Annotated in this window: 19 protein-coding genes and 1 tRNA gene; 12 read left to right on the plus strand and 8 right to left on the minus strand. The window is 68.4% G+C overall.

Annotated features, from left to right (window positions below):
• Positions 1 to 157: 157 nt before the first annotated feature.
• Positions 158 to 234: transfer RNA gene (locus tag PV764_RS16310), tRNA-Arg, on the plus strand.
• Between the two features lie 142 nt (positions 235 to 376).
• Here the strand turns inward: PV764_RS16310 and PV764_RS16315 are convergent.
• From PV764_RS16315 to PV764_RS16325, 3 genes are all read right to left on the minus strand, one after another.
• Entirely contained in the window at positions 377 to 1,732 is a 1,356-nt protein-coding gene (locus tag PV764_RS16315; RefSeq protein ID WP_421117095.1) for a Gfo/Idh/MocA family protein, read from the minus strand.
• 53 nt (positions 1,733 to 1,785) lie between these two features.
• Entirely contained in the window at positions 1,786 to 4,758 is a 2,973-nt protein-coding gene (locus PV764_RS16320; RefSeq protein ID WP_046273040.1) for a TonB-dependent receptor domain-containing protein, read from the minus strand.
• A 138-nt stretch (positions 4,759 to 4,896) separates the two neighbouring features.
• Positions 4,897 to 8,256 carry a TIM-barrel domain-containing protein gene (locus tag PV764_RS16325; protein WP_421117097.1) on the minus strand — a complete coding sequence of 1,120 codons (3,360 nt, stop codon included), beginning with the start codon at positions 8,254 to 8,256 and terminating at the stop codon, positions 4,897 to 4,899.
• A gap of 333 nt (positions 8,257 to 8,589) precedes the next feature.
• Between PV764_RS16325 and PV764_RS16330 the strand changes: the two genes are divergently transcribed.
• From PV764_RS16330 to PV764_RS16355, 6 genes are read left to right on the plus strand one after another with little or no spacing between them, the layout of a single operon-like run.
• Positions 8,590 to 9,747, plus strand: coding sequence for an SIS domain-containing protein (locus PV764_RS16330; protein WP_399620672.1), 1,158 nt, complete (start codon positions 8,590 to 8,592; stop codon positions 9,745 to 9,747).
• A 6-nt stretch (positions 9,748 to 9,753) separates the two neighbouring features.
• A complete protein-coding gene (locus PV764_RS16335; RefSeq protein WP_070472464.1) occupies positions 9,754 to 10,680 on the plus strand; it encodes an ROK family protein in 927 nt (308 codons plus the stop codon).
• A 23-nt stretch (positions 10,681 to 10,703) separates the two neighbouring features.
• Positions 10,704 to 12,032 (plus strand): D-tagatose-bisphosphate aldolase, class II, non-catalytic subunit, encoded by a 1,329-nt coding sequence (locus tag PV764_RS16340; RefSeq protein WP_421117098.1) that lies wholly within the window; start codon positions 10,704 to 10,706, stop codon positions 12,030 to 12,032.
• Between the two features lie 34 nt (positions 12,033 to 12,066).
• Entirely contained in the window at positions 12,067 to 12,843 is a 777-nt protein-coding gene (locus tag PV764_RS16345; protein WP_019185238.1) for a DeoR family transcriptional regulator, read from the plus strand.
• Positions 12,840 to 13,955 (plus strand): N-acetylglucosamine-6-phosphate deacetylase, encoded by a 1,116-nt coding sequence (gene nagA, locus PV764_RS16350; protein ID WP_421117099.1) that lies wholly within the window; start codon positions 12,840 to 12,842, stop codon positions 13,953 to 13,955. The genes PV764_RS16345 and nagA overlap by 4 nt, the downstream gene beginning before the upstream one ends.
• 53 nt (positions 13,956 to 14,008) lie before the next feature.
• On the plus strand, positions 14,009 to 15,814 hold the full coding sequence (locus PV764_RS16355; RefSeq protein WP_019185236.1) for an MFS transporter: 1,806 nt from the start codon (positions 14,009 to 14,011) through the stop codon (positions 15,812 to 15,814).
• Positions 15,815 to 15,838: 24 nt separating this feature from the next.
• Here PV764_RS16355 and PV764_RS16360 read toward each other — a convergent pair whose 3' ends face one another.
• From PV764_RS16360 to PV764_RS16370, 3 genes are all read right to left on the minus strand, one after another.
• Entirely contained in the window at positions 15,839 to 16,339 is a 501-nt protein-coding gene (locus tag PV764_RS16360; RefSeq protein ID WP_421117100.1) for a SecDF P1 head subdomain-containing protein, read from the minus strand.
• Between the two features lie 47 nt (positions 16,340 to 16,386).
• Positions 16,387 to 16,947 (minus strand): HdeD family acid-resistance protein, encoded by a 561-nt coding sequence (locus tag PV764_RS16365; RefSeq protein WP_421117102.1) that lies wholly within the window; start codon positions 16,945 to 16,947, stop codon positions 16,387 to 16,389.
• Between the two features lie 71 nt (positions 16,948 to 17,018).
• Positions 17,019 to 17,732 (minus strand): ComF family protein, encoded by a 714-nt coding sequence (locus PV764_RS16370; protein ID WP_019185233.1) that lies wholly within the window; start codon positions 17,730 to 17,732, stop codon positions 17,019 to 17,021.
• Positions 17,733 to 17,802: 70 nt separating this feature from the next.
• Here PV764_RS16370 and bioB point away from each other — a divergent pair, with 70 nt between their 5' ends.
• From bioB to bioC, 5 genes are all read left to right on the plus strand, one after another.
• Positions 17,803 to 18,837, plus strand: coding sequence for a biotin synthase BioB (gene bioB, locus PV764_RS16375; RefSeq protein WP_019185232.1), 1,035 nt, complete (start codon positions 17,803 to 17,805; stop codon positions 18,835 to 18,837).
• A 62-nt stretch (positions 18,838 to 18,899) separates the two neighbouring features.
• On the plus strand, positions 18,900 to 20,111 hold the full coding sequence (gene bioF / locus PV764_RS16380) for an 8-amino-7-oxononanoate synthase (protein WP_421117103.1): 1,212 nt from the start codon (positions 18,900 to 18,902) through the stop codon (positions 20,109 to 20,111).
• A 16-nt stretch (positions 20,112 to 20,127) separates the two neighbouring features.
• Positions 20,128 to 20,889 carry a pimeloyl-ACP methyl ester esterase BioH gene (gene bioH / locus PV764_RS16385; protein WP_019185230.1) on the plus strand — a complete coding sequence of 254 codons (762 nt, stop codon included), beginning with the start codon at positions 20,128 to 20,130 and terminating at the stop codon, positions 20,887 to 20,889.
• Positions 20,890 to 20,948: 59 nt separating this feature from the next.
• Positions 20,949 to 21,731: an SDR family oxidoreductase gene (locus PV764_RS16390; protein WP_019185229.1), complete on the plus strand. Its 783-nt coding sequence runs from the start codon at positions 20,949 to 20,951 to the stop codon at positions 21,729 to 21,731.
• A 37-nt stretch (positions 21,732 to 21,768) separates the two neighbouring features.
• On the plus strand, positions 21,769 to 22,653 hold the full coding sequence (bioC, locus tag PV764_RS16395) for a malonyl-ACP O-methyltransferase BioC (protein WP_421117104.1): 885 nt from the start codon (positions 21,769 to 21,771) through the stop codon (positions 22,651 to 22,653).
• A gap of 117 nt (positions 22,654 to 22,770) precedes the next feature.
• Here bioC and PV764_RS16400 read toward each other — a convergent pair whose 3' ends face one another.
• Together PV764_RS16400 and PV764_RS16405 are read right to left on the minus strand one after the other, a co-directional pair.
• Positions 22,771 to 23,382: a YdcF family protein gene (locus PV764_RS16400; protein WP_284128642.1), complete on the minus strand. Its 612-nt coding sequence runs from the start codon at positions 23,380 to 23,382 to the stop codon at positions 22,771 to 22,773.
• The gene (locus tag PV764_RS16405) at positions 23,367 to 24,326 is read right to left on the minus strand and encodes a pyridoxal-phosphate dependent enzyme (protein WP_284128641.1); all 960 of its coding nucleotides are present in this window, start codon (positions 24,324 to 24,326) and stop codon (positions 23,367 to 23,369) included. Before PV764_RS16405 ends, PV764_RS16400 begins: the two co-directional genes overlap by 16 nt.
• Between the last annotated feature and the right edge of the window lie 61 nt (positions 24,327 to 24,387).

Below are 24,387 nucleotides of genomic sequence, written 5' to 3' on the forward strand. Positions count from 1 at the left end.
GGTAAAGGATACCGCCTGGGCTGGCCGGGCGCGCCGTCGCCCAGTGCATCGATGCAGGGGGCAGACCTGCGCGGCGTTTACGGATAGAATGCTCCTCCCGCGCCGCTTTGGCGGTCCGTGGCCCCATCAGGCGGCCCGGCGGGATGCAGGATACAACGCGCTCGTAGCTCAGCCGGATAGAGTAGTGGCTTCCGAAGCCATTGGTCGGGGGTTCGAATCCCTCCGGGCGCACCATCCTTGCCACTTCCCCGTGTTCATTGCTTTACCTGCGCTGACCGCGCCCAGGCTGGGCCGCGCCATCGTCTGGCCGACCGGGTCAATGCGCGGACGGGATGGCCGGTACGCACCGGTACCGGCCATTCGACGTCAGGCTTCCTCAGTACGTCCCATCAAACGCAAGGATCGGCTTGCGCTGCTTCCACAGCCCGGCGGTGAAATCCGGGAATTCCAACGTCTGGAAACTGTTGGCGATCGACTGCTCGGACAGCGGCGTGATCGCGCTCCAGGTGACCGCGTCGTAGATGTCGATCGGCATCGGTGCCCGGGCCTTGAGCGCCTCCACGAAGGCATGGATGACGAACCAGTCCATGCCACCGTGGCCGGCGCTGGCGGCGGTGTCGGCGTGCTGCTTCCACAGCGGGTGCTCGTACTGATCCTGGTAGGCCTGGAACGGTTCCCACTTGTGCGGCGGGCTGCGACCTTCGATATGGATGGACTGGTTCACGTCCATCCACAGGCCCTTGGTGCCCTGCACACGGAACCCCATCGAGTACGGCCGCGGCAGCGAGGTGTCGTGCTGCAGCAGGATGGTCTCGCCGTTTTCGCAGGCCAGCGTGGTGGTGACGATGTCGCCCAGCTTGAAGTTCACCTTGGTGCTGGGGTGGGTGGTGCCGCCGCTCTTGGCCACGGTGTACTCATGCAGACCGCGCGCCTTGCTGGCGAAGGCGTTGATATGGGTGAAGCGGTTGCCGCGGTTGATGCCGGTGTACATCGCACACGGGCCAATGCCGTGGCTGGGGTACAGCTCACCGTTGCGCTGCACCGAATGTTCGGTGCGCCAGCGCGCCTCGGACCAGCCCTTGGCACCGAATTCCACGCCGCTGTCATAGGGCTGGCTGGGATCGCCGGAGTTGAACTTCACGCCCCGCAGGTCGTGCTGGTAGCCGCCCTGCAGATGCACGAGCTCGCCGAACAGGCCTTGCCGCACCATCTGCAGCGCGGCCATCACGTCGCGGCGATAGCAGACGTTTTCCAGCAGCATGTAGGGGGTGCCGGTGGACAGCTGGGTCTTGAGCACATCCCAGTGGTCCTGCAGGGTGATGCCGGCGACCACTTCGCAGCCCACCGCGACCTTGGCCTGCATGGCCGCGATCGCCATCGGCGCGTGGTATTCCCACGGCGTGGCGATGACCACCCCGTCCAGCCCGCGCTGCTCGATCAGCCGCTTCCACGCGTTGACATCGCCATCCTGGCCATAGGCCTTGGGCGCCGGCTTGCCGGCCTTGGCGACCATGTCCATGCCGCGCTTGAGCATGATCGGCTCGATGTCGCACAGGGCGACCACCTCCACGTCATCGCGGCGGACCAGTTCTTTCAGCAGCACCTGGCCGCGCATGCCGGTGCCGATCAGGCCCAGCCGCACCTTGCGTGCGCGGGCCCAGGCGGGTGTGTTCGGCAGCAGGCTGCTGGCGGCGACGGCCGCGCTGGCGGCGATGAATTCTCTGCGTTTCATGGACAGTACCTCATGTGAAGATCGCGCCGGCCGGGACCGGCGCGAGGGATGCATCAGAATTTGTAGCCCACGGTCAGACTGTAGCCGCGACCGAAGATGGTGGCGTAATCGCTGGAGTCGCCCAGGAAGCTGTTCGGGTCATAGAACGGCAGGCGGTCGAACAGGTTCTTGATGGTGAAGCCTACGTTCCAGTGGTCATCCGGGCGCCAGGCCACGCTCAGGTTGGTGGTCCACCACGACGGGGCGCCATCGCACTTGCTCTGCTCCACCGGCAGGTAGCCGGCGGTGCAGGTCTGCGGGTTGTTGTCTTCCTCGTCGATCTGCTGCAGCGCCCACTTGGTGCCGCCCACGTAATTGACGAAGACGCTGGTGGTGACCTGCTTGTAGCTCCAGTCCGCGTTCAACGTGGCGCGCAGGCGCGGGTTGTTGTAATAGCCGACCAGGTCGCCGTAGTACCAGCCGCTTTCGTCATCCACGTAGGAACGGTTGCGGTTGGCGATGGTGGCAGCCACGCCGATGTTGAGGTTGCCCCATTCGCCCAGCGAGAAGCGGCTGCGCGCGTCGATGTCGAAGCCGTCGATCAGGGTCTTGCCACGGTTCTTGTATTGGCCCACCACGCTGGCCACGTTGCCGACGCTGTAACCGGGCAGCGTGCCGGGGCACGCGACGCCGCTGGCCGGATCGGCGCACATCGCCGCCAGCGCCGCCAGGTTGGCGCGGTCGCTGTCGGTGATCGGCGAGCGGGTGGAGGAGATGATGTCTTCATCGCGGGTGAAATCCGGGGCGACGATTTCGTTGCTGCGGTAGATGAACCAGTAATCGGCCGATACCGAGAGCCACTGGGTCGGCTCGTAGACGAAGCCCAGCGTGGTGATCTTGGCCTTCTCCGGCTTCAGGTCCGGGTTCGGCTGGGTCATGCGCGCCACGGTGCGGCTGCAATCGGTGTTGAGCAGGGTCTTGCCCAGGTCGACATCGCCACCGCGCTGTGACCGCAACAGCAGGTTGGCGATCGCGTTGGTTTCGTTGCAGCGCACCTCGTCGCGGTAACCGCCCAGCTGGGCGAACACGCCGCCGTTGCCGGACTCGGCCAGGCTGGGCGCGCGGAAGCCGGTGGAGTAGGTACCGCGCAGCATCAGCTGGTCGAACATCTGGTACTTCAGGCCGATCTTCGGGGCCAGGTTGGCGCTGAAGTCCGGGTACTTGTCCACGCGCAGCGCGGCGTCCAGTTCCAGCTTCTCGGTGAGCGGCGCCACCGTCTCGGCGAACAGCGCATAGGTGTTGCGCTTGCCGTCGAACCACGAACCACCCTGCTGGGTGATCAGGCCGTTGGCCGCATCCGGGTTGCCCGGCGTGTAGAAGGTTTCGCGGCTGGCGTTGAAGCCGAAGGCCGCACGCACCTCGCCGGCCGGCATCTGGAACAGCGGGCCCTCGATCTTGCCATCCAGCGTATGCAGGCGCGTCCAGGACTGGATGTCGAAGGTCGGGAATGCTTCGCGGATCAGCGCGGCGTTGGCCTCGCTGATCTCGCCGAACTTGTAGGCCGGGTGGTCGGAGATGATGACGCGGCCGGTACCCGGATCGACGGAGTACGGGCCGAAGGCCTTTTCGAAGCCGGCCAGATTCACGTTGGTGGTCTGGTAGGTGACCGAGTGGCTGCCGGCGGTGGCGAAGGCGGTTTCCCAGTTCCAGTCGCCGATGTCACCGCGCAGCCCGGCCACCACGCGGTAGCTCTGGTCGGTGTTGCGCTGGCCGAAGTGGTTGGCGCCCACGTCCTGCAGCAGGTACTGCAGGCCGACCACGCCGCCCATCAGTGCCTTCAGCTCGGGCGAAGCGTGGTTGTACTCGTTGTTCGGGCCCAGGTACGGATACAGGAACTGGTTGACGGTGGTGCCGGTGTTGCGCGAGAACCAGCTGGTCGGGTTGCCGGTGGTGGTGCCATAGGCGCGCGGCGTGCCACCGTTGGCGGTCAGGTCGATGTCGGTGTAGGTCGCCTCGGCGAAGGCTTCGGTGCTGTCGCCGATCAGGAAGTGCGCATTGACGTAGGCGGTGTTGCGCTCGGACTTGGCGCCGGCGTCGATCTCGTTGTTCATCCACGTCTCCCAGATACACCGCGGGCCGGCCGCTTCGCTGGTGAGCACGTTGTTGCAGCCCGGCGCGGCTTCCTGCACGCGGCGGCCGGTGACCGGGTCGAAGGCGAAGTAGCTGCCGGGGTTGAACTCACCCGGCTTGCTGCCGGTACCCAGGCGCAGGTTGGGCAGGTAGTTCGGGTTGTTGACGTAGTACTGGTCGGGGCGCTTGTCGTAGAAATCGCTCAGCGGGATCGCGTCGCGCCGGTACAGGTTCACCGAGGCGTAGACGTTGTAGCGGTCTTCATCGAGGTCGCCGAAACCGGCGGTGATGCTCCCCTGGTGCTCGCCATAGGAGCTGATCCGCGAGGATTTGTCGGTGGTGAGATTGATCTCCGCACCCTGGTAGGAGCGCTTGGTGATCACGTTGATCACGCCGGCCACCGCGTCGGTGCCGTACACCGCCGAGGCACCGTCGGTCAGCACTTCCATGCGTTCGATCGCCGCGGCGGGGATCGCATCGATGTTGACGAACTGTGTCTGGAAGCCGGCCGGCGCGCCGTAGTAGGACAGCCGGCGGCCATTGAGCAGCACCAGCGTGCCCTGCGCGCCGAGGCCACGCAGGTTGGCCTGCGAGGCGCCGTCGGAGCCGGTGAACAGTGAGCGGGCGTCCTGCTGGCCCGGCCGCGCGGCGGGCAGGTTGTCGAGCACCTGCAACAGCGTGCGCGCGCCCATGTTCTCGATGTCCTGCTTGCTGATCACCTGCACCGGCGAGGCGGTTTCCACATCGCTGCGGCGGATGTTGGAGCCGGTTACTTCGATGCGCGACAGCTCGGTGGCTTTGGTATCGGGCGCTGCGTCCTGGGCGCTGGCACTGCCGACCACCGCAACGGCCAGGCCGAGTGCGATGGACAAGGGGGTGGCGGTGATGCGGCGATGGCGATGGCGTTCGGTCAACATCTTGGGCTCCTTGTTCGATCCGCAGCGTGGGGCTGGCGGTGGATGGGTGTGTTCGGGCAAACGTCCCCCGTGCCGCGGCCAGAGGGCCGCAGACGGGAAACGGGAGAGAGCTGTTTTTCTGAAAGCGTGTTTCTTCGGTTACGGCGACACGATGCTGGCGGTATCGCCCTCCTGTCCGATCAGGGCGGCATTGGCCCAGTTGCCACAGACCTGCGCGGGGTGATCGCCCTGCGCCCCGAGCGTGCGCAGGCTCAGCCGCTGCAGGCCGCGCACGTCCAGCTCCGGTTTGACCACGCCGGGTGCGTTGACCAGGCCGCTGTCGTACAGCAGCCGACCGTCACCCCACACCTGGAACTGCATGCCGCCGGCCGTGCGGCACTGATCATCGATGCCCAGGTCGGCGCGCAGCAGGCGCCAGCTGCCGTTGAGGTCCAGGTCGATCCGGCTGCTGGCGTTGACGCCCAGGCCGCGGCGGAAATGCAGGCCGTTCATGCGCATTTCCGCCTGCCCACCGAAGGCGTGGTCGGTGGCGACGCTGGCCTGCAACGGTGCCGGCAGCGGCAGCGCAGACAGGTACAGCTGCTGCGCCGGGCCGTCCGGCTGCGGATGCTCCAGCACGTGGAAGGTGGACAGCACGATCGGGCCGACATCGCGCGGCTGCAGCGCATCCACCGCACGTGCCACGCTGCCCTGCGCAGCCGTCACCATTGGATCGGCACCACTGGCGCCATCACCTTCCGGGTTCTGCGTGCTCAGCACGCGGAAGCGCAGCAGGCGGCCGGCATGGGCGGGGAAGTCGATCTGCTGCATCCCCTGCTGCAGGGTCAGACGACCGCGCTTGATCGGCTCACCCCACTCGCCGTTGCTGTCGGCCATGTAGATTTCGTAGTCGCGGATCTGGCCGTTCTTCCAGTGCTGGTCGTTGCGCGGCGCCAGTTCGATGCCGTCGATCAGCTTGCGTTCGCCGAAGCCGAGCACCCATTCGTGCGCGCCGGTCTTGACCGCCTGGTTGCGCACGGTGCGGAACCACGTCGCCGGATCGTCGTCGAACGCCTTCTCCATCTCATAGCCCTGCTCCTCGGCCGGGCGGTTCACCACCAGCAGGCTGTCCGACGGCAGCGCGCGGCCCAGTTCCGGTGCGGCCGGGAAGGCATCGTCGGCCGGCGCGGCGACAACCGGCAGGTCCAGCTGGAGTGCGAGTGGCTGGCGGATGTCGGTCGGCGCGGTGCGTACGTGCAGGGTGCCGCGGCGTTCGGCCGCGTCGAAGTACCAGCCTTCGTTGGCGCCCTGCCATGCTGCCTGGTCGGCCAGCATCGGCAGCGCACGGCCGTCCAGCGTCACTGCGGCGGGGCGCTGGCGGCTGAGCACGCGCAGCGCATAGCGCCGCTGCGGCAGCTGGCCGGCGTACCTGCCCTGCACCGGATCGATGCGCACCTGCACCGGGCCCGTGCCCTGCGCCGGGGCCTGCACCGTGATCGCCTGCGTGCTCGATTCGCCCTTCTCATGGCGGCGGGTGGCGCCATCGTCTTCGTACAGCGTGTACTGCGAGGCGCCCTGCGGGTACAGGTCGAAGGTCACTTCATCGAGCGGTTTTTCGCCGTCGTAGAGCATCGCCGGGTACATCGGGATGATCGCGCCGGCGCGCACGAACACCGGGATCGTGGCCAGGTCGACCGGGCGGTCCAGCGAACGTCCCTCGGCCCCGGCCTGCAGCTGGCGGCCATCCCAGTAGTCGATCCAGCGGCCCTGCGGCAGGTGGATGTCGCGGCGCCAGCCACGGCTCGCGGCCTGGCTGCGGTACACCGGCGCGATCAGCAGTTCGCGGCCGAGCAGGAACTGGTACTTGTGCGCCTCAGTGTAGGCCTGCGGGTCCTGCGGGTAATCCCACATCAGCGCGCGCAGCAGCGGTGCGCCGGTGGTGGCCGCGTCATGCGCCAGTCCGTACATGTACGGAGTCATGCGCATTTTCAACTTGAGGTAGTCGCGGTTGACGCTGCGGTAGGGTTCATCGAACCACCACGGGTGCTTGCGTGCATTGCCCGACCAGCCGGACATGCCCATCAGCACGGGGGTGAAGCTTTTCCACTGCAGGTCGCGGGTGAAGGTCTCGGCGCTGCCGCCGAAGATCGCGTCCACGTCGCCACTGGCGTAGGCCATGCCGGACAGGCCCGAGCCGATCAGGGTCGGGATGTGCCAGCGGATGTAATCCCAGCTGCTGCTCTGGTCGCCGGTCCAGGCCACCGCATAGCGCTGGATGCCGCCCCAGCCCATCACCGTCCACAGGAACGGGCGCGAATCGGAGTTGTCCATGATGCCGTTGAACGCGGACTGGTTGGCATCCATGGCGAACTGATAGCCCTTGCCGGTCCAGGCCACGTCCAGCTTCTGCACGCGGCTGCCGGCGGTACCGACTTCCCAGGCGATCTTGTCGACGCCGTTCTCGGTCCACAGGCCGGTCCTGAAGCCGTACTTCGCCAGCCCCTGCACGGTCTCGGGCAGCTTTTTGTAGCCGCAGCCGTAACCATCGTTGGGGAGGATCCAGCCGCCGGGCATGTCGTGCTCGCGGTACTGCCTGGCCACGCTGTCCACCACGTCGGGCGTGGTGCCGGTCGGGCCGTCGCTCCAGCCGTCGGGCACGCTGCCCGGCTTTTTGATGTTGTTGCCATCGTTGTAGCAGTCGGCGTCGCCATAGGAGAACGCCCAGCGCGGCAGCAGGCCGGCGCGGCCGGTCAGCGTGGTGTAACGGTCCAGCAGCGTATGCAGGCTCGGCCCGACGAAGTAGTACGCATCGAAGCGGTCCTCGCGGTGCAGCAGCGTGGCCTGGTCGGCCTGGCGCAGATCGTAGGTGCCGTCGCTCCAGGTATTGCGCAGCATGCCCCAGCCCCGCGAGCTCAACAGCATCGGCGCCGGGTTGGGGCGATCGCCTTCTTCCCAGCCACCGGAGTACGACACCTCCAGTTCGCGGCCCTTGAACTCGAAGCGGCCGTTCTGCTGGCCACCGCCGTAGAAGTGCTCATCGCTCTCGCTCGAGAGCACCTGCACGCTCTGGTCCTTGTCCAGGTCCAGCGGCTGCAGTTCGCGCCACAGCGCGACATCCTGGTCGCCCTCGCGGCGGACCAGCGCCAGGCGCAGTGGCTGGCGCTGGATGTGCAGGACCAGCGCATCGGTGCGGATGCGCACCTCGTTGGCATCCTCTTCCAGTTGGACGGCAACCTTCGCGGCCGGCTGCAGCAGCACGATCGGGGCGGCCTTGTCGCCGGCACCGGTGAGCGTGCCGTTGCGGCCGGCGCGCACGCGCAGGACGTCATCGCGCAACAGGTCCACGCGCACCGTGGCGCCGGTATCGGTGCTGAGCGTCCAACCGGGGGTGCCGTCGTTGGCGGGGGTGGCACTGATCGCACGCAGGTTACCCACCGGCGCGGCACTGGCGGTGCCGCCCAGCGCCACTGCGGCAAGCAGTGCAATCGTCAGACCAGTGCGTCGTAACCGGAAGTCCACCTTGCCCCCAAGCCCGCGGTCAGCGGGAAACTGAAACCAGTGCGGCCGACTCTAGGGCAGGGTCTCGAAAGATGTCAACAAATTGCAAAGAAAAAGGAAGGATAATTTATATAAAACGAAAGATACTGTGCGACCCTGCTTTCCAAACGTCGCCTGAATACGCGTTTTTAAGCGCCCGAAACCTTGCTGCGGCGCGGCATTCAGATGCCGGCGTGACGGGACCCCTCCGAGAAGACGACGAAAACTGTGACCGATCCACCTTTTCTTTATCTTTCGATATTTGACATTTCGAAAGAAAACGCAGAAGGTGCGGTCGCCCAACAGGAATTGCGAATGGACGCTTCTCTGCTCCCTGATTTGCCCACGTGGCAGCGCCTCGGTGGCGCCTATACCGCCGAAGAAATCGCTCAGCAGCCCCGGCTGTGGGCCGCGCTGGCCGGCCTTCTGGACGCAGCGCAGGCGCGCATCGACGGCTTCCTCGGGGAAGCCCTGCGCGATCCCGGCCAGTTGGTGATCTTCACCGGCGCCGGCAGCTCGGGGTTCATTGCCGAGATGGTGGCCGACCAGATCAATGCGCAGTGGCCTGCCGAGGTCCGCGCCGTGCATACCACCAGCCTGCTGACCCATCCGGCGCTGTACCTGCGCCGCGACCGCCCGACCCTGCTGGTGTCGTTCGGGCGCAGCGGCTCCAGCCCGGAAAGCGTGGCGGCGGTGGATCTGGTCCGCGACCAGGTCGACCGCGCACGCTTCGTGGATATCACCTGCAATGCCGAAGGCGAACTCGCCAAGCGTGGTCACGGCCGCAGCGATACGCTGTCGCTGCTGATGCCGGCGGCCAGCTGCGACCGCGCCTTTGCGATGACCAGCAGCCTGAGCTGCATGCTGCTGGCCGCGCTGAGTGCGTTCGACAGCGCCCCGTGGGCGCAGCGCATGGAACGTCTGCACAGCCTGGCCAGCCACGGCGAACGCGCACTGGATGCCTGGGATGCGGCGGTGGCCACGCTGGCCCAAGCGCCATACTCGCGCGTCATCTATCTCGGCAGTGGGCCACTGGAAGCGGTCGCCCGCGAGGCCGCGCTGAAGGTGCTCGAACTCACCGCCGGCCAGGTGCTGGCGCTGGCCAATACCCCGCTGGGGTTCCGCCATGGGCCCAAGTCCACCCTCAACGGGGAAACCCTGGTGGTGATGCTGCGCAGCGCGCAACCGCTCGCCCGCCGCTACGAGCAGGACCTGTTGAACGAACTGCGCCGCGACGGCATCGCCGGGCGTGTGTTGTCGATCGGGCCGGACGATGCGGACCGCGCCGATGGCGACTTCGTCCTCGCCGCACCTGCACTGCCCGATCCGTGGCTGGCCCCGCTGTGGTTGCTGGCGCCGCAGTGCTATGCGCTGCAACGTTCGGCCGCGCTCGGCATGACGCCTGACAATCCCTTCCCCGACGGCACGGTCAACCGTGTGGTGCAGGGCGTGACCATCCACCCCCACGGCTGAGCGCGCATGCAGACCTGGTACGGCATCGACATCGGCGGCACCAAGATCGAACTGGTCGCGTGCGACGCCGCGCTGGCGGTGCATCATCGCCAGCGCGTACCGACGCCGACCCGGGACTACGCTGCGTTCCTGCAGGCGATCGTCGATCTGGTCGATGCGGCGGATGCCGCCCTCGGCCAGCGCGGGGTGGCGGTCGGCCTTGGCCTGCCCGGCGTGCGTGATCGCGCCAGCGGCCGCCAGCTCAGTGCCAATGTGCCCAGCCTGACCGGTCACACAGTCGGGGCGGACCTGCAGGCTCGCCTGCAGCGCCCGCTGGAACTGGGCAACGATCTGCAGTGCTTTGCCTTGTCCGAAGCGCATGACGGCACCGCCGCCGGGTATCCCAGCATGTTCGGGGTGATCCTCGGCACCGGTGCGGGCGGTGGCTTCTGCGTCGGTGGCCGGCTGATCGCCGGGCACAACGGCATCGCCGGCGAGTGGGGCCACTGGAGCCTGCCCGCCACACTGCAGCAGCGCCACGACCTGCCGCTGCTGGACTGCGGCTGCGGCCTGCGCGGCTGCCTGGAGCGGTACGTGTCCGGCAGCGGCCTGGCGATGATCCATGCGCGGCGCGGTGGTACAGCGCTGGATGCTGCCGAGGTGGTCGCACGCGCGCAGGCCGGCGATGCGATCGCGCAGCAGGCGCTGGACATCCACCGCGACCTGCTCGGCTACAGCTTCGCCAGCCTGATTCTCGCGCTCGATCCGCACGTGATCGTGCTCGGCGGTGGGCTGTCCAAGCTGGAGCAGCTGTATCGCGATCTGCCGGCCGCGATCGCGCCGTACCTGTTCACCGGCGTGCGCGTGCCGCCGATCCTGCCGCCCACCTTCGGCGATGCCGGCGGTGCGCGGGGCGCCGCCCTGCTCGCGCGTCAGCACCATCCCTCCCCCTGAACACCGCTGTTACTGGAGTTGCCATGTCCGCCGTCCAATCGTTGATCGCCACCCATCGCCAGGGCGCCCCCGTCGGGCTGTACAGCGTCTGCTGCAGCAACGCGCAGGTGTTGCTGGCGGCGATGCAGGTGGCGCAGCGTTACGACACCCTGCTGCTGATCGAGGCAACCTCCAACCAGGTCGATCAGTTCGGCGGCTATACCGGCATGACCCCACCGCAGTACCGCGACTACGTACTGCAGCTGGCGCGCGATGCGGGCTTCCCGGCCGAGCGGCTGGTGCTCGGCGGCGACCACCTCGGTCCGAATGCCTGGCAGAAAGGCCCCGCAGCGGCCGCAATGGCCAACGCCCGCGAGCTGATCGCCGCCTATGTGGCCGCCGGTTTCCACAAGATCCACCTGGACTGCAGCATGTCCTGCGCCGATGACCCGACCCCGTTGCCGGACGCCATCGTCGCGGCGCGCTCGGCCGAGCTGGCGCGGATTGCCGAGCGCACCGCTGCCGAGCACGGGCTGCCGCCGCCGGTCTATGTGATCGGCACCGAAGTGCCGATTCCCGGCGGTGAGGCCTCGCTGGCCGGTGGCCTGCAGGTGACGACGCCGGCGGCCGCGGCCACCACCCTGGCCATCCACCGCGAAGCATTTTCCGCCCCGGACCTGCTGCCCGCCTGGGAGCGCGTGATCGCGATGGTGGTGCAGCCCGGCGTGGATTTCGACCACAGCAGCGTGCACTACTACGACCCTGCCGCCGCCGCGGACCTGTCGGCCTTCGTCGAACAGCAGCCGCGCATCGTGTTCGAAGCACACTCCACCGATTACCAGACCGAAGCTGGCCTGCACGCGCTGGTCCGCGATCACTTCGCGATCCTGAAAGTCGGCCCGGCGGCAACCTATGCCTTCCGCGAAGCGGTGTTCGCCCTGGCGATGATCGAGCGCGAGCTGCTGCCGGCCACGCAGCACTCGCAGCTGATCGAGGTGCTGGACCGCTGCATGGTCGACAAACCCGGCAGCTGGCGCAGCTACTACCAGGGCGACGAACACGAACTGCGCCTGCTGCGCGCGTACTCGCTCAGCGACCGCAGCCGCTATTACTGGGGCGAGCCGGCGGTGCAGGCCGCGCTGGATACGCTCATCGCCAATCTCACCGCGCACGCGCCGCCGCAGATGCTGCTCAGCCAGTTCATGCCCGAACAGCTCAAGGCGATCGAAGCCGGCGAGCTGCAGCCCGAGCCGCTGGCGCTGATCCAGCACAAGGTCGCGCTGCGCTTGGCCGAGTATGCCCGGGCCTGCAATCGCAACCTCTCAAGCCCGAATAACGAAACCCGGCAGGCCAAGGAGCTTTCGGAACGGTAAGCTTCGGCTTTCCCTTTCGAACGGAATCGCCCCCATGCGAAACACCCGGCAGCGCCGCCAGCAGATCCTCCAGACCCTGGTCGAGCACGGCAACGTGCAGGTCAGCGAGCTGGTGGAGCGCTTTGCGGTGTCGGCAGTGACGATCCGCGCCGACCTGACCCACATCGAGTCGCAGGGGCTGGCCACGCGCACCCACGGGGGCGCCACGCTGGTGCGCACGCCGCCGCAGGAACAGGACATCCACGAGAAGGATGCGCTGAACCTGCCGATGAAGGACCGCATCGGTATCGAGGCGGCCAAGCTGGTCAAGGCCGGCGACAACATCATCATCGATTCCGGCTCGACCACGATGACCCTGGCGCGGCACCTGCGCGGGCATCGCGATGTCACGGTGATGACCAACGGGCTCAACATCGCCTGGGAGCTGGCCAATGCGCCCGGCGTGGAGCTGCTGCTCACCGGCGGGCTGCTGCGCAAGCAGTCGCTGTCGCTGCATGGCAGCCAGGCCGAAGCCAGCCTCAACACCTACAGCTTCGACACGTTGTTCCTCGGCGTGGACGGCCTGGACCTGCAGTTCGGCCTGACCACCCACCACGAGGCCGAAGCCAGCCTCAACCACCGCATGGTCGAGCGCGCGCGCCGCATCGTGGTGCTGACCGATGCCTCCAAGTTCGGCCGGGTCAGCCTGCACCGCATCGCGCGGCTGGACCAGGTCCATACCATCATCACCGACGCCAGCATCGAGCCCGAGTACCTGGAAGGGCTGCAGCGGCTGGGCGTCGAAGTGATCATCGCCGAGTCCCCGCCTTGACCGAATCCCGCTCCCTGCACGGCCGCCTGCTCACCGACACCGGTTGGGTCCGCGGCGATCTCCATTTCGACCAGCGCATCATCGCCATCGACACCGCGCACGCCGACCCGCGCGACGATGCGGAGGTGCCGCTGATCCTGCCCGGCTTCATCGACCTGCATGTGCATGGCGGGGCCGGGGTGGACATCATGCAGGGCGGCACGACCGCGCAGACGGTGGCCCGCGCGCACGCCCGGCACGGCACCACCGCGCTGCTGGGCACCACCATGACCGCGCAGGAAGACGACATCACGCGCGCGCTTGAAGGCCTGTCCGCTGCGATCGCCACGCGCGAACCCGGCATGGCGCGCGTGCTCGGCGTCCACCTGGAAGGCCCCTTCATCAGCGCGCAGCGCCTGGGCGCGCAGCCACCATTGGTGGTCGAGGCCACCCTGGCCGACGTTAAGCGCCTGCACGCGATCGCCCCGATCAAGGTGCTGACCCTCGCCCCGGAAATCGGCCAGCACCTCGCGCTGATTCCTGCCCTGAGCGCGCTCGGCATCCGCGTGCAGCTCGGTCACAGCGCCGGCAGCTATGAAGACGGCGTGGCCGCATTGAACGCCGGTGCGGCCGGCTTCACACATCTGTTCAACGGCATGACCGGCGTGGACCACTACCACCCGGGCATCGCCACCGCCGCACTCGCGCATGCGCAGTACGCCGAACTCATTCCCGATCTGCAGCACGTGCATCCCGGCGCGATCCGCACCGCGCTGCGCGCGATCCCGCGCCTGTACTGCGTCACTGATGCGACCGCCGCTACCGGCATGCCCGATGGCGAGTACGCGCTCGGCGTGCAGCGCGTGCACAAGTGCCTGGGCTGCGTGCGGCTGTCGAGCGGCTCGCTGGCCGGCAGCGCGCTGACCATGGACCAGGCGCTGCGCAATCTCGTCTCGCTCGGCCTGGACATCGCCGATGCCTCCAACCGGCTGTCGCGCTACCCGGCCGACTACCTCGGCATCGACGACCGCGGCCGTATCGTGACCGGTGCCTGGGCGGACCTGGTGGTGCTCGACCACGACCTGCGCGTGCGCGGCGTGGTGGTGGAAGGCGACGACATCGCGCTCGACTGAGCGTGGACTCCCGCGCCGCCATGGCGCACGCAGCAGCAGACAGGACCGGCACGATGAACGACGTTTCCGCAGCCATGCCCGTGCACGCCGGCGCTTCCGCGCCACGCTGGCCGGTACGCTATCTGTTGTTCATCGGTGGCATGGGCGGGCTGCTCTACGGCATCGACATCGGCATCATCGCCGGCGCCCTGCCCTATCTGGAGGCCACCGCCACCGCGAGCTGGCACCTGACCAGCCAGCAGCTGGGTTTCGTGGTCGCCGCGGTGCTGCTGGGCAGTGTGCTGTCCTCGCTGTTCGCCGGGATGGTCGCCGACCTGATCGGCCGCCGTGGCGCGATGCTGCTGGCCGGCGTGCTGTTCACCGCGAGCATTCCGGTGATGGCATTGTCCGATGGCTATGGCGCGCTGTTGATGGGGCGCCTGCTGCAGGGCATCAGTGGCGGCCTGATCGGTGTCGTCGTGCCGCTCTACCTGGCCGAAGTGCTCAGCCCGGAACGACGTGGGCGTGGCGCGGCAATGTTCCAGTTGCTGCTGACCATCGGCCTGGTGCTGGCGGCCGTGATCGGGCTGTACCACGCACATGCAGTGGATGCGGCCACCGCCGCGGTGCGCCATCTGCCCGGTGCCGAGCAGCAGCGCCTGCTGTTCGACGTCAAGGATCACGCGTGGCGCACTATTTTCTGGAGCTGCCTGCTGCCTGGGCTGGTATTCACCGGGGGCGTGCTGCTGATCAGTGAATCCCCCCGCTGGCTCGTGCGCCGTGGCCGCATCGCCAAGGCGCGCCGTGCTCTGCAGCGCACCGTGGCCGCGGACGCGGTGGAGCCGACCCTGCAGCGCATGCAGGCCCCGGAAGAGATGCAGACCGGCCGCAACGGCAAGCGCGACCCGCTGCTCAGCCGCCGCTACGTGTGGCCGTTCGTGCTGGCCTGCCTGGTGCTGGCCTTCACCCAGGCCACCGGCATCAATTCGGTGCTGGCCTACGCGGTCAACATCCTCAACCAGGCCGGCCTGCCTGGCTCGGTGGCCAATGGCGCCGATGTGGCGATCAAGCTGCTCAATGCCGTGATGACGGTGGTCGCGCTGCTGCTGGTGGACCGCAAAGGCCGCAAGTTCCTGCTGATGCTGGGCAGTGGCGGCATCACGCTGTCGCTGCTGGCTGCGGCGCTGCTGTTCGTGCAGAGCGAACGCGGGCGGCTGGATGTGCAGGCCGCGCTGCAGCAGCAGGTGAGTGGCACCACCTTGTCGCTGCCACTGGATGCCGCGCAATGGCAGCGCCTGGACGGCAACGCCGGCACCGCGCCCCAGCAGCTGACCGTATCCTATGCCTACGGTGGCTTCAGCAACGTGCGCTCACTGCGCAGCGACAACCCGATCGACGCCACGCTGCAGATCCGCCGCGAAGATGCGGTCTCCGCCGACAGCGTGATCGGCCGCTTCTTCCGCACGCTGCATCTCAACCCGTTCCCGGACCCGGCGCAGGCCGCGAACGCGCCGCTGGTGATCGAACGTGCGGTGATCGGCCCGGTGCCCTCGCCCACCCACGGCTGGCTGGTCGCCGGCTGCATCCTGCTGTTCGTCGCGTTCTTCGCGGTGGGCCCGGGCGTGTGCGTGTGGCTCGCGCTGTCCGAGCTGATGCCCACCCGCATCCGCTCCAACGGCATGAGCATCGCACTGTTGATCAACCAGTTCGTCTCCACCGTGATCGCCGCGATCTTCCTGCCCACGGTCGGCCACCACGGCTACGCCAGCATGTTCTTCTTCTGGGCCGGTTGTACGCTGCTGTACTTCCTCATCGCTGCATTCTGGCTGCCGGAGACCAAGGGCAAATCGCTGGAGCAGATCGAGGCGAATTTCCGCTGAGCGCCTCCGCGGATCGCGAGGGGCTCAGGGCGCCTTGCCGGTGATCTCGGTATACAGCCGGTGGGCTTCCTCGTTGCTGTCCAGTCCGCTCACCTGCATGGACTGCGCGAAGGGGCCGGCGATGACGGCGACATTGAGGACCTGATCGCCAACGGTAAACGCCACACGCTTGGCGACGCGCGCTTCCGTCGCGGCGAGGATCCGCGGCGCCGCGGCATCCGTGAAGCGCAGGATCAGCGTCCCGTGTCCGGTGGTCCCGTCGCTGCCCACGGCCACCGAGGCGATGTCGGCCGTGGTGATGAAGGCCGGCTCGATCAGGGGCAGCACGTTGCCGTCGCGGTCCTTGAGCGTGGTGACGCCGGGGTGGCGGGCATCCTCGGCCACCTCACGCATCTGGATGCGTGCGCTCGCCAGCGGTGCGACGCCCGCCGGTGTCTCGATTGCCGCCGGCGCAGGAGGTGCCTGGGTGCAGGCGCTCAGTCCGCCACCCAGCATCATGGTGGCGATCAGCAGACAGCTGCGCATGCGTGTTTCTCCTTGTTCGGGGACACGAGTATCGCCGCTGCGCGTGCTCAGCGCAGGCGGCGGATGCGCCAGGCCACCACGATCTGCAGTACGCCATAGAGCAGGCTGCCGATCCCTATCCACAGCGTGGTGACGGCAATACCTGCCATCGGGTTGGCCACCATCATCGCGCCGAGCACGATGGCCAGCACGCCGCTGAGGATCAGCAGCCACTCGCCCTGGATTTCCTTGCGCACCCGGACCGCGAACACGATGCGGTAGATGCCGGCGACGATCAGCCAGGCGGCCAGCAGCAGGATCAGCACGCTGGCCGTGGCCAGTGGGTTGAGCACAGCCAGCACGCCGAACACCAGCGAGGCCAGCGCATAGACCAGCAGCCAGCCGCGCGGCACGCCACTGCGGCCGAACAGCGCGAACAGACTGATCAGGCCTTCCACGAGGGCCATCACGCCAATCGCCCAGGCCAGCGCGGTAGCGGCCGACAGGGGCCGCGTGATCGCGATCAGCCCGAAGACCACGGCAACCACGCCGTACAGCATCAGCACCCACCAGCTGCGGCCGATGGCAGTGAGAAGGGGTGAAGTGCGCGAATCCGGCGGCAGGTTCATGTGACGTCCTTGCGGGGATGATGACGGGCCGATGGTACGACCTCGCGCCGTGCAGGGCGCGGCAACGGGGGTCACGGCACCCGCGCACAGACCCAGACCTGCATCGGCCCGGCGCCGGCATACTGCAGCGCGCGCAACGCGGCATCCGTGGTCGCCCCGGTGGTCATCACATCATCGACGATGGTCAGCCCGGCGGGCGGATGCCCACGCACGGCGAAAGCATCGCGCAGGTTGCTGCGCCGGGCGTCCGCATCCAGCGTCGATTGCGCGGCGGTCTGGCGGGTGCGCTGCAGCCCGTTCCAAAGCGGGCAGCACAGCCCGCGTGCCAGTGGCTTGCTCAGTTCCAGCGCCTGGTTGTAACCCCGCTGGCGCAAGCGGCGGCGGTGCAGTGGCATCGGTTGCAGCGGCCCGGCCAGAAACGACGGCACGCGCTGCAGCATGAGCTGCGAGAGCAACCGTCCCGCGGCCAGATCCTGGTGGAATTTGAATCGGATGAGCAGCCTGTCGATCGGCGGCGCGTACAGGAACGCGGCACTGGCCGCCGCCTGGCGGGGACAGTCGTCCACACATCGCTCGCAGTGATCGCCGTCGGCGTCCCCGGGGTCGTCCACCGCCAGCGGCAGGGCGCAACGCCGGCAGGCACGGTCGTTCCACGGCAGCGCCCGATGGCAGGCGCGGCACAGGTCCATGCCGTCCTCGCCGGGACAATCGCAGACCAGGCAGCGCAACGGCAGGATCTGCCAGCCCAGCCAGCCCAGCGCACCGTAAACTTTAGATAAGATCATATGGTTGACAGATGGTGACAGCCTCACCAGACTGCCGCCCTTTCGTTCCACTATCTGTCAGGACACTCCCATGGCTTCTGTCATCCGCCACGACTGGCACCGCGAAGAGGTACTGGCCCTGTTCGCGCTGCCCTTCCCGGTCCTGCTGCATCGCGCGGCCAGCGTGCACCGCGAGCAGTTCGACCCGGCGGACGTCCAGATCTCGACCCTGCTCTCGGTCAAGACCGGCGGCTGCCCGGAAGACTGCGCGTACTGCCCGCAGGCGCAGCGCTACAGCACCGGCGTGGACGCACAGAAGCTGATGGCCACCGACGAGGTGGTCGCCAAGGCGCGCCAGGCCAAGGCGGCCGGCGCTTCGCGGTTCTGCATGGGCGCGGCGTGGCGCTCGCCCAAGGACCGCGACATCCCCAAGGTGGCGGCGATGATCCGCGAGGTGAAGGCGCTCGGCCTGGAGACCTGCGCCACGCTGGGCATGCTCAGCGGCGAGCAGGCCACCGCGCTGCGTGAGGCCGGGCTGGATTACTACAACCACAACCTGGACACCGCGCCGGATTATTACGATTCGATCATCCACACGCGCCAGTACCAGGACCGTCTGGACACGCTGGCGCATGTCCGCGATGCCGGGCTGAAGACCTGCTGCGGCGGCATCGTCGGCATGGGCGAGACGCGCGAGCATCGCGCCGGCCTGCTGCTGGCGCTGGCCACCCTGCCCGCCCACCCGGATTCGGTGCCGATCAACCGCCTGGTGCAGGTGGCCGGTACCCCGCTGCACGGCACTGCCGCGCTGGACCCGTTCGAGTTCGTGCGGATGATCGCAGTGGCGCGCATCATCATGCCTCGCTCGATGGTGCGGCTCTCGGCCGGGCGCGAGGCGATGAGCGATGAGCTGCAGGCGCTGTGCTTCCTGGCCGGAGCCAACTCCATCTTCCATGGCGAAAAGCTGCTGACCACCGGCAACCCGGACACCGAACGCGACCTGTCCCTGTTCGAACGGCTGGGGCTGCGCCCGATGGCGGTCACGGTGGATGCCACCGGGCACGACCACCCGGGTACGGTCCATGCCGACATCACCGCCGGCGGCAGCTGCGGGCAGGCGGCCTGAGCCCCGAGCAGCGGGCCCGGCAACCGGGTACGCTAACGGCCCACCCGGACCCCCTGACGACCATGGCCCGTCCTGACCTGCACGACCGCATCCAGGCCCAGCGCAAGCTCCGCGACGCGCAGGGGCGCCTGCGGGTGCGCCGCGTGGTGAGCCGGCGCGATGGCGTGCAGCTGGAAGTGGATGGCCACTGGCTGACCAACTTCTGCAGCAATGACTACCTGGGTCTGTCCCAGCAGTTCGGCGTGGTCAGCGCACTGCAGGATGCCGCCGCGCGCGAAGGCGCCGGCGCGACCGCCTCGCACCTGATCTGCGGCCACCACGCGCTGCATGACGCGCTCGAACGGGAGATGGCCGACTGGCTCGGCTATCCGCGGGCCCTGCTGTTCGGCAGTGGCTTCGCCGCCAATCTCGCCGTGCAACAGGCACTGCTCAGCGAGGAGGACGATGTCTGCGTGCAGGACCGGCTCAACCACGCCAGTCTGCTTGATGCCTCGCGCCTGGCCGGTTGCCGCCTGCGCCGCTACCCGCATCTGGATACCGAAGGCGCACTGCGCCAGCTCAAGCACGCGCCGAGCGGCGCGGCGATGCTGGCCACCGACGGCGTCTTCAGCATGGACGGCGACATGGCGCCGCTGCGGTCGTTGTCGCTGGTGGCGCGCATGCAGGAAGCGCTGCTGTACGTCGATGACGCGCATGGCATCGGCGTGGTCGGTGAACACGGCCGCGGCTGCGTGGCCGAGGCCGGCCTGGGCGTCAACGATGTGCCGCTGCAGCTGGCGACACTCGGCAAGGCACTGGGCGGCAGTGGTGCGGTCGTGCTCGGCGATGAGGCGATGATCCAGCACCTGGCCGAAACGGCACGCCCCTACATCTACACCACCGCCGTGCCGCCGGCCCAGGCCGCCGCCGCATTGGCCGCGGTGAAGCTGGCGCGCCGCGATGACTGGCGCCGCGAGAAGCTCGCCGAACTGATCGGCCTTTTCCGCACCGGCGCCCGCCAGCACGGTCTGGAACTGATGCCATCCGATACCCCGATTCAACCCCTGCTGTGCGGCGCCGAGTCCACCGTGATGGCGATGTCGGCCGCGCTGGAAGCAGCCGGTTTCCTGGTCAGCGCGATCCGCCCGCCGACCGTCCCCGAGGGCAAGGCGCGCCTGCGCGTGACCTTGTCCGCGCTGCATGCGCCGGCACAGGTCCACGCGCTGGTCGATGCGATCGCCCATGCACGCGACACTGCGGTCCAGCAGCACGCACTGAATGCCCTGACCGCGTGATGCCGCAGCGTTGAGCATGCATATCGAGGTCATCGGCCAGGGCCCGGCACTGGTCCTCATCCACGGCTGGGCCCTGCATGGCGGTGTGTTCGCGCCGCTGGTGGAGCGCCTGTCCGCGCACGTCCAGCTGCACCTGGTGGATCTGCCCGGCCACGGCGCCAGCCGTGACGACACCACGCCGCTGCGCCTGCCCTACGTGGTCAATGCCATCGCCGCCGCCACGCCACCGGCGGTCTGGTGCGGCTGGTCGCTCGGTGGCCTGTTCGCCCTGCATGCCGCCGCGACGCTGCCGCAGGTACGCGGCCTGGCGATGATCGCGGCCACGCCGCGTTTCGTGCGCGGCGATGACTGGCCGCACGCGGTGGAGCCGGCGGTGTTCGAGCAGTTCGGCCAGGATCTCGCGCAGGACTACCGCGGCACGCTGGAGCGCTTCCTGGCGCTGGATGCGATGGGCTCGGAGCACGCGCGGCAGGAACTGCGCACGCTGCGCGAAATGCTGGTCGCCCGCGGTGAACCGGCCCCGCGCGCATTGCAGGAAGGCCTGCGCCTGCTGGAGAACACCGACCTGCGCGGCGCCCTGGCCACCTTGGGCAAACCGAGCCTGTGGCTGGCCGGCCAGCGCGACCGCCTGGTCTCGGCGCGGGCCATGCAGGCCGCCGCGGCACGGGTGCCGGGCGCGCAGGCCCACGTGGTCGCCCAGGGCGGGCACGCGCCGTTCCTGGGCCATACCGACGAGGTCGCCACGCAGCTGCAACACTTCGTTGCCGCACTGTCTTGACCTGTTCCGGCCACGCATCGCCGATCATGTACGCCTGCCTTTCCCCACAGGACTGACCCATGGATCTTGGAATCGCCGGCCGCTGGGCCCTGGTCTGCGCCGCCAGCAAAGGCCTCGGGCTGGGCTGCGCGCGCGCACTGGCACGCGAAGGCGTCAACGTGGTCATCGCCGCGCGCGGTGAAGCGGCCCTGGACCGCGCCGTGCTCGAGCTGCAGGCCCTGCCGGGTGCGCGCCGGGTGATCGGGGTCGTCGCCGACATCGCCACCACCCAAGGCCGCGACGCTGCGTTGGCCGCCTGTCCGCAGGTCGACATCCTGGTCAACAACGCGGGTGGCCCGCCGGCGGGCGATTTCCGCCAGTTCAGCCGCGAAGACTGGATCGCCGCGCTGGATGCCAACATGCTGGCCCCGATCGAGCTGATCCGCGCCACCGTGGACGGCATGATCGAGCGCGGCTTCGGCCGCGTGGTCAACATCACCTCCTCGTCGGTGAAGGCCCCGATCGACATCCTCGGGCTCTCCAACGGCGCACGCGCAGGACTGACCGGGTTCGTGGCCGGACTGGCCCGCAAAACCGTCGCGCACAATGTCACCCTCAACAATCTGCTGCCGGGCCAGTTCGATACCGACCGCCTGCGCGGCAACTTCGCCTACCTGGCGCAGCAGCAGGGCATCGACGCCGGCCAGCTGGCCGAACGCAAACGCACCCACATTCCCGCGGGCCGTTTCGGCACCGCTGACGAGTTCGGCGCCGCCTGCGCCTTCCTGTGCAGCGCGCAGGCCGGCTACATCACCGGGCAGAACCTGCTGATCGATGGCGGCGCCTACCCGGGCACCTTCTGATTCCACCCGCACCACCGTTTTGAGCCGTGAGTACCCCATGACGTCCAGCTTCGATCCGCATCACGTCCGCCGCGCCTTCTCGCGCGCCGCCCGCAGTTACGACGCCGCCGCCGCGCTGCAGCGCGAGGTGGAGAAGCGCCTGCTCGAATCGCTGGACTACCTGGAAAACCGCCAGCCCCAGGTGGTGCTCGATGTCGGCAGCGGCACCGGCCACGCCAGCGCGTTGATGAAGAAGCGCTGGCCGAAGGCGCAGGTGATCGCGCTGGATCTGGCCCAGCCGATGCTGCGCGAAGCGAAGAAGCAGGCGGGCTGGTGGAAGCCGTTCTCGCGCGTGTGCGGCGATGCGCAGGCGTTGCCGGTGCTGGACCAGAGCGTGGATGTGATCTTCAGCAACCTGTGCCTGCAGTGGGTGGAGGATCTACCGGCAGTGTTCGCCGGGTTCCGCCGTGCGCTCAAGCCGGGCGGCCTGCTGCTGGTCTCCACGTTCGGGCCGGAGACGCTGATCGAACTGCGCGATGCGTTCGCCGCCGCCGACGAGGTGCCGCATGTCAGTCGTTTCGCCCCGATCGCGCAGTTCGGCGATGCGCTGATGATGTCCGGCTTCCGCGATCCGGTGCTGGACCGCGACCTGTTCACCCTGACCTACGACGACCTGACCGCGCTGATGCGCGAGCTGCAGGCGATCGGCGCCACCAACGCGCGCCAGGACCGCCGCCACACACTGACCGGGCGCGGGCGTTTCGATGCCGCGCGTGACGCCTACGAGCCGCTGCGGCGCGACGACGGCAAGCTGCCCAGCAGCTGGGAAGTGATCTACGCACACGCCTGGGCACCAGAAGGTGGCGCGCCGATCCGCGAGCGCGGTCACGATGTCGCCACGGTGCCGGTGTCGGCGATTCCGATCCGCCGCAGAACGCCCTGAGCCGATCGCGCTGATCGAGGTGATCGCGCCGGCCGCGGTGATCACGGTGATCCCGTAGAGCCGACCGTTGGTCGGCTGGCCGCACGGCGGCCCGGGCCAGCCGACCAACGGTCGGCGCTACGACGGGAACAGGTCGCGGTGGAAGAAATAGATTTCCTGCGCCAGGAACCGCCAGCTGGTGTGGAAGCTGCGGAAGCGCGTGCTCGGCGTGGACGAGGCCAGCGCATCGATGCCCAGTTCGCGGCACAGCCGCAGCGCGCGCGCCATGTGCAGCGGGTCGCTGACGATGATCACGCGGTGCAGCTTGCGCTGCTCCATCAAGCGCCGCGCCTCGATCAGGTTCTGCCGGGTGGTGCGTGAGGCGGTCTCGATCAGGATCGCGTCATCGGGCACGCCCTGCTTGAGCGCGTAGCGACGCGCCACCTGCGACTCGGAAAAACGCGCGCCGGTGCCGCCATAGCCACCGGTGAAGATCAGCAGCGGGGCATAGCCCTGCTGGTAGAGATCCAGCCCGTGGCGGATGCGCTCTTCGAACACCGGCGAAGGCTTGGCGTCATAGGCTGCCGCGCCGAGCACGATGATCGCGTCGGCCCTCTGCGCCTGGTCGCGCTCGCCGATCCAGACGATCCACGCCGTGACCCCGAGCAGCCACACGGCCAGCACGATGCACAGCCGCCACAGCCACCCGAACACGCCCACCCCGGTGCGTCGGCTCATACCGCGCCCCACGGCAGCGCATCCAGATCCACATTGCCCCCGGAAAGCACCACGCCCACCCGTTTGCCGGCAAAGCGTGCCGGTTCGGCGAGGATCGCCGCCAGGGCGATCGCCGAGGATGGTTCCACCACCTGCTTGAGCACCTGCCAGATCAGCCGCATCGCCGCGACAGTCGCCTCATCGGCGACGGTGATGACCTGGGCCGCGCCCTGCAGCAGCGCGAAGTTGGGCGCGCCGAGCGTCCCGCGCAGGCCATCGCAGACGGTGTGGGGGGTGAAATCGATGCGGCGCTCGCCAGCGGCCAGCGAGCGCGCGGTATCGTCCGCGCCCAGCGGCTCGGCCAGGACCAGCTCGGCCAGCGGGGCGGCGGCCTGCAGTGCCAGCCGCGTACCCGCGGCCAGGCCACCGCCGCCCACCGGCACCACCATCATCTCCAGCCCTTCGCTGGCATGCAGCAGTTCCAGCGCGGCCGTACCCTGGCCGGCAATGACGCACGGGTCGGTATAGGGATGGACCAGGGTCGCCCCGGTTTCGGCCTGGACTTGGGCGCACATGGCTTCGCGCGCGGCGATCGAGGCATCGCAGCGCCACAACGTGGCCCCGTGGCGGCCGATGTTGGCCAGTTTCGCCGCTACCGCGCCCTCGGGCACGACCACGTGACAGGCAATCCCACGGGTACGCGCGGCCAGCGCCAGGGCGGCGCCATGGTTGCCCGAGGAGTGGGTGACCACCCCGCGCCGGGCCTGCGCCTCGGTCAGCGCCCACACAGCATTGCAGGCACCGCGGAATTTGAAGGCGCCGCTGCGCTGCAGGTGTTCGGCCTTGAAGACCACGGTGGCGCCGGTCAGCGCATCCAGGGTGCGCGAGCGCAACACCGGGGTCACGCAGGCGTGCGCGGCAATGCGCGCCGCCGCCGCCAGCACGTCGTCAACACAGGGCAAGGGTGAATCGCTCATGACGCAAGATTAACGTATGCCCCCTGCCCACATCCGACTTGATGAACGTGTCAGCATGGCA

It is taken from the genome of Stenotrophomonas sp. AS1 (assembly GCF_048957655.1).
Lineage (GTDB): Bacteria > Pseudomonadota > Gammaproteobacteria > Xanthomonadales > Xanthomonadaceae > Stenotrophomonas > Stenotrophomonas bentonitica_A.

Excerpts from the sequence above, each read along its gene's own strand:
- PV764_RS16405 (WP_284128641.1), bottom strand. The coding sequence starts at position 24,326 with ATGAGCGATTCACCCTTGCCCTGTGTTGACGACGTGCTGGCGGCGGCG.
- PV764_RS16365 (WP_421117102.1), bottom strand. The coding sequence starts at position 16,947 with ATGAACCTGCCGCCGGATTCGCGCACTTCACCCCTTCTCACTGCCATC.
- PV764_RS16340 (WP_421117098.1), top strand. The coding sequence starts at position 10,704 with ATGTCCGCCGTCCAATCGTTGATCGCCACCCATCGCCAGGGCGCCCCC.
- PV764_RS16345 (WP_019185238.1), top strand. The coding sequence starts at position 12,067 with ATGCGAAACACCCGGCAGCGCCGCCAGCAGATCCTCCAGACCCTGGTC.
- PV764_RS16320 (WP_046273040.1), bottom strand. The coding sequence starts at position 4,758 with ATGTTGACCGAACGCCATCGCCATCGCCGCATCACCGCCACCCCCTTG.
- bioH (WP_019185230.1), top strand. The coding sequence starts at position 20,128 with ATGCATATCGAGGTCATCGGCCAGGGCCCGGCACTGGTCCTCATCCAC.
- bioB (WP_019185232.1), top strand. The coding sequence starts at position 17,803 with ATGGCTTCTGTCATCCGCCACGACTGGCACCGCGAAGAGGTACTGGCC.
- bioC (WP_421117104.1), top strand. The coding sequence starts at position 21,769 with ATGACGTCCAGCTTCGATCCGCATCACGTCCGCCGCGCCTTCTCGCGC.
- PV764_RS16330 (WP_399620672.1), top strand. The coding sequence starts at position 8,590 with ATGGACGCTTCTCTGCTCCCTGATTTGCCCACGTGGCAGCGCCTCGGT.
- bioF (WP_421117103.1), top strand. The coding sequence starts at position 18,900 with ATGGCCCGTCCTGACCTGCACGACCGCATCCAGGCCCAGCGCAAGCTC.
- PV764_RS16315 (WP_421117095.1), bottom strand. The coding sequence starts at position 1,732 with ATGAAACGCAGAGAATTCATCGCCGCCAGCGCGGCCGTCGCCGCCAGC.
- PV764_RS16360 (WP_421117100.1), bottom strand. The coding sequence starts at position 16,339 with ATGCGCAGCTGTCTGCTGATCGCCACCATGATGCTGGGTGGCGGACTG.
- PV764_RS16335 (WP_070472464.1), top strand. The coding sequence starts at position 9,754 with ATGCAGACCTGGTACGGCATCGACATCGGCGGCACCAAGATCGAACTG.
- PV764_RS16355 (WP_019185236.1), top strand. The coding sequence starts at position 14,009 with ATGAACGACGTTTCCGCAGCCATGCCCGTGCACGCCGGCGCTTCCGCG.
- PV764_RS16390 (WP_019185229.1), top strand. The coding sequence starts at position 20,949 with ATGGATCTTGGAATCGCCGGCCGCTGGGCCCTGGTCTGCGCCGCCAGC.
- PV764_RS16370 (WP_019185233.1), bottom strand. The coding sequence starts at position 17,732 with ATGATCTTATCTAAAGTTTACGGTGCGCTGGGCTGGCTGGGCTGGCAG.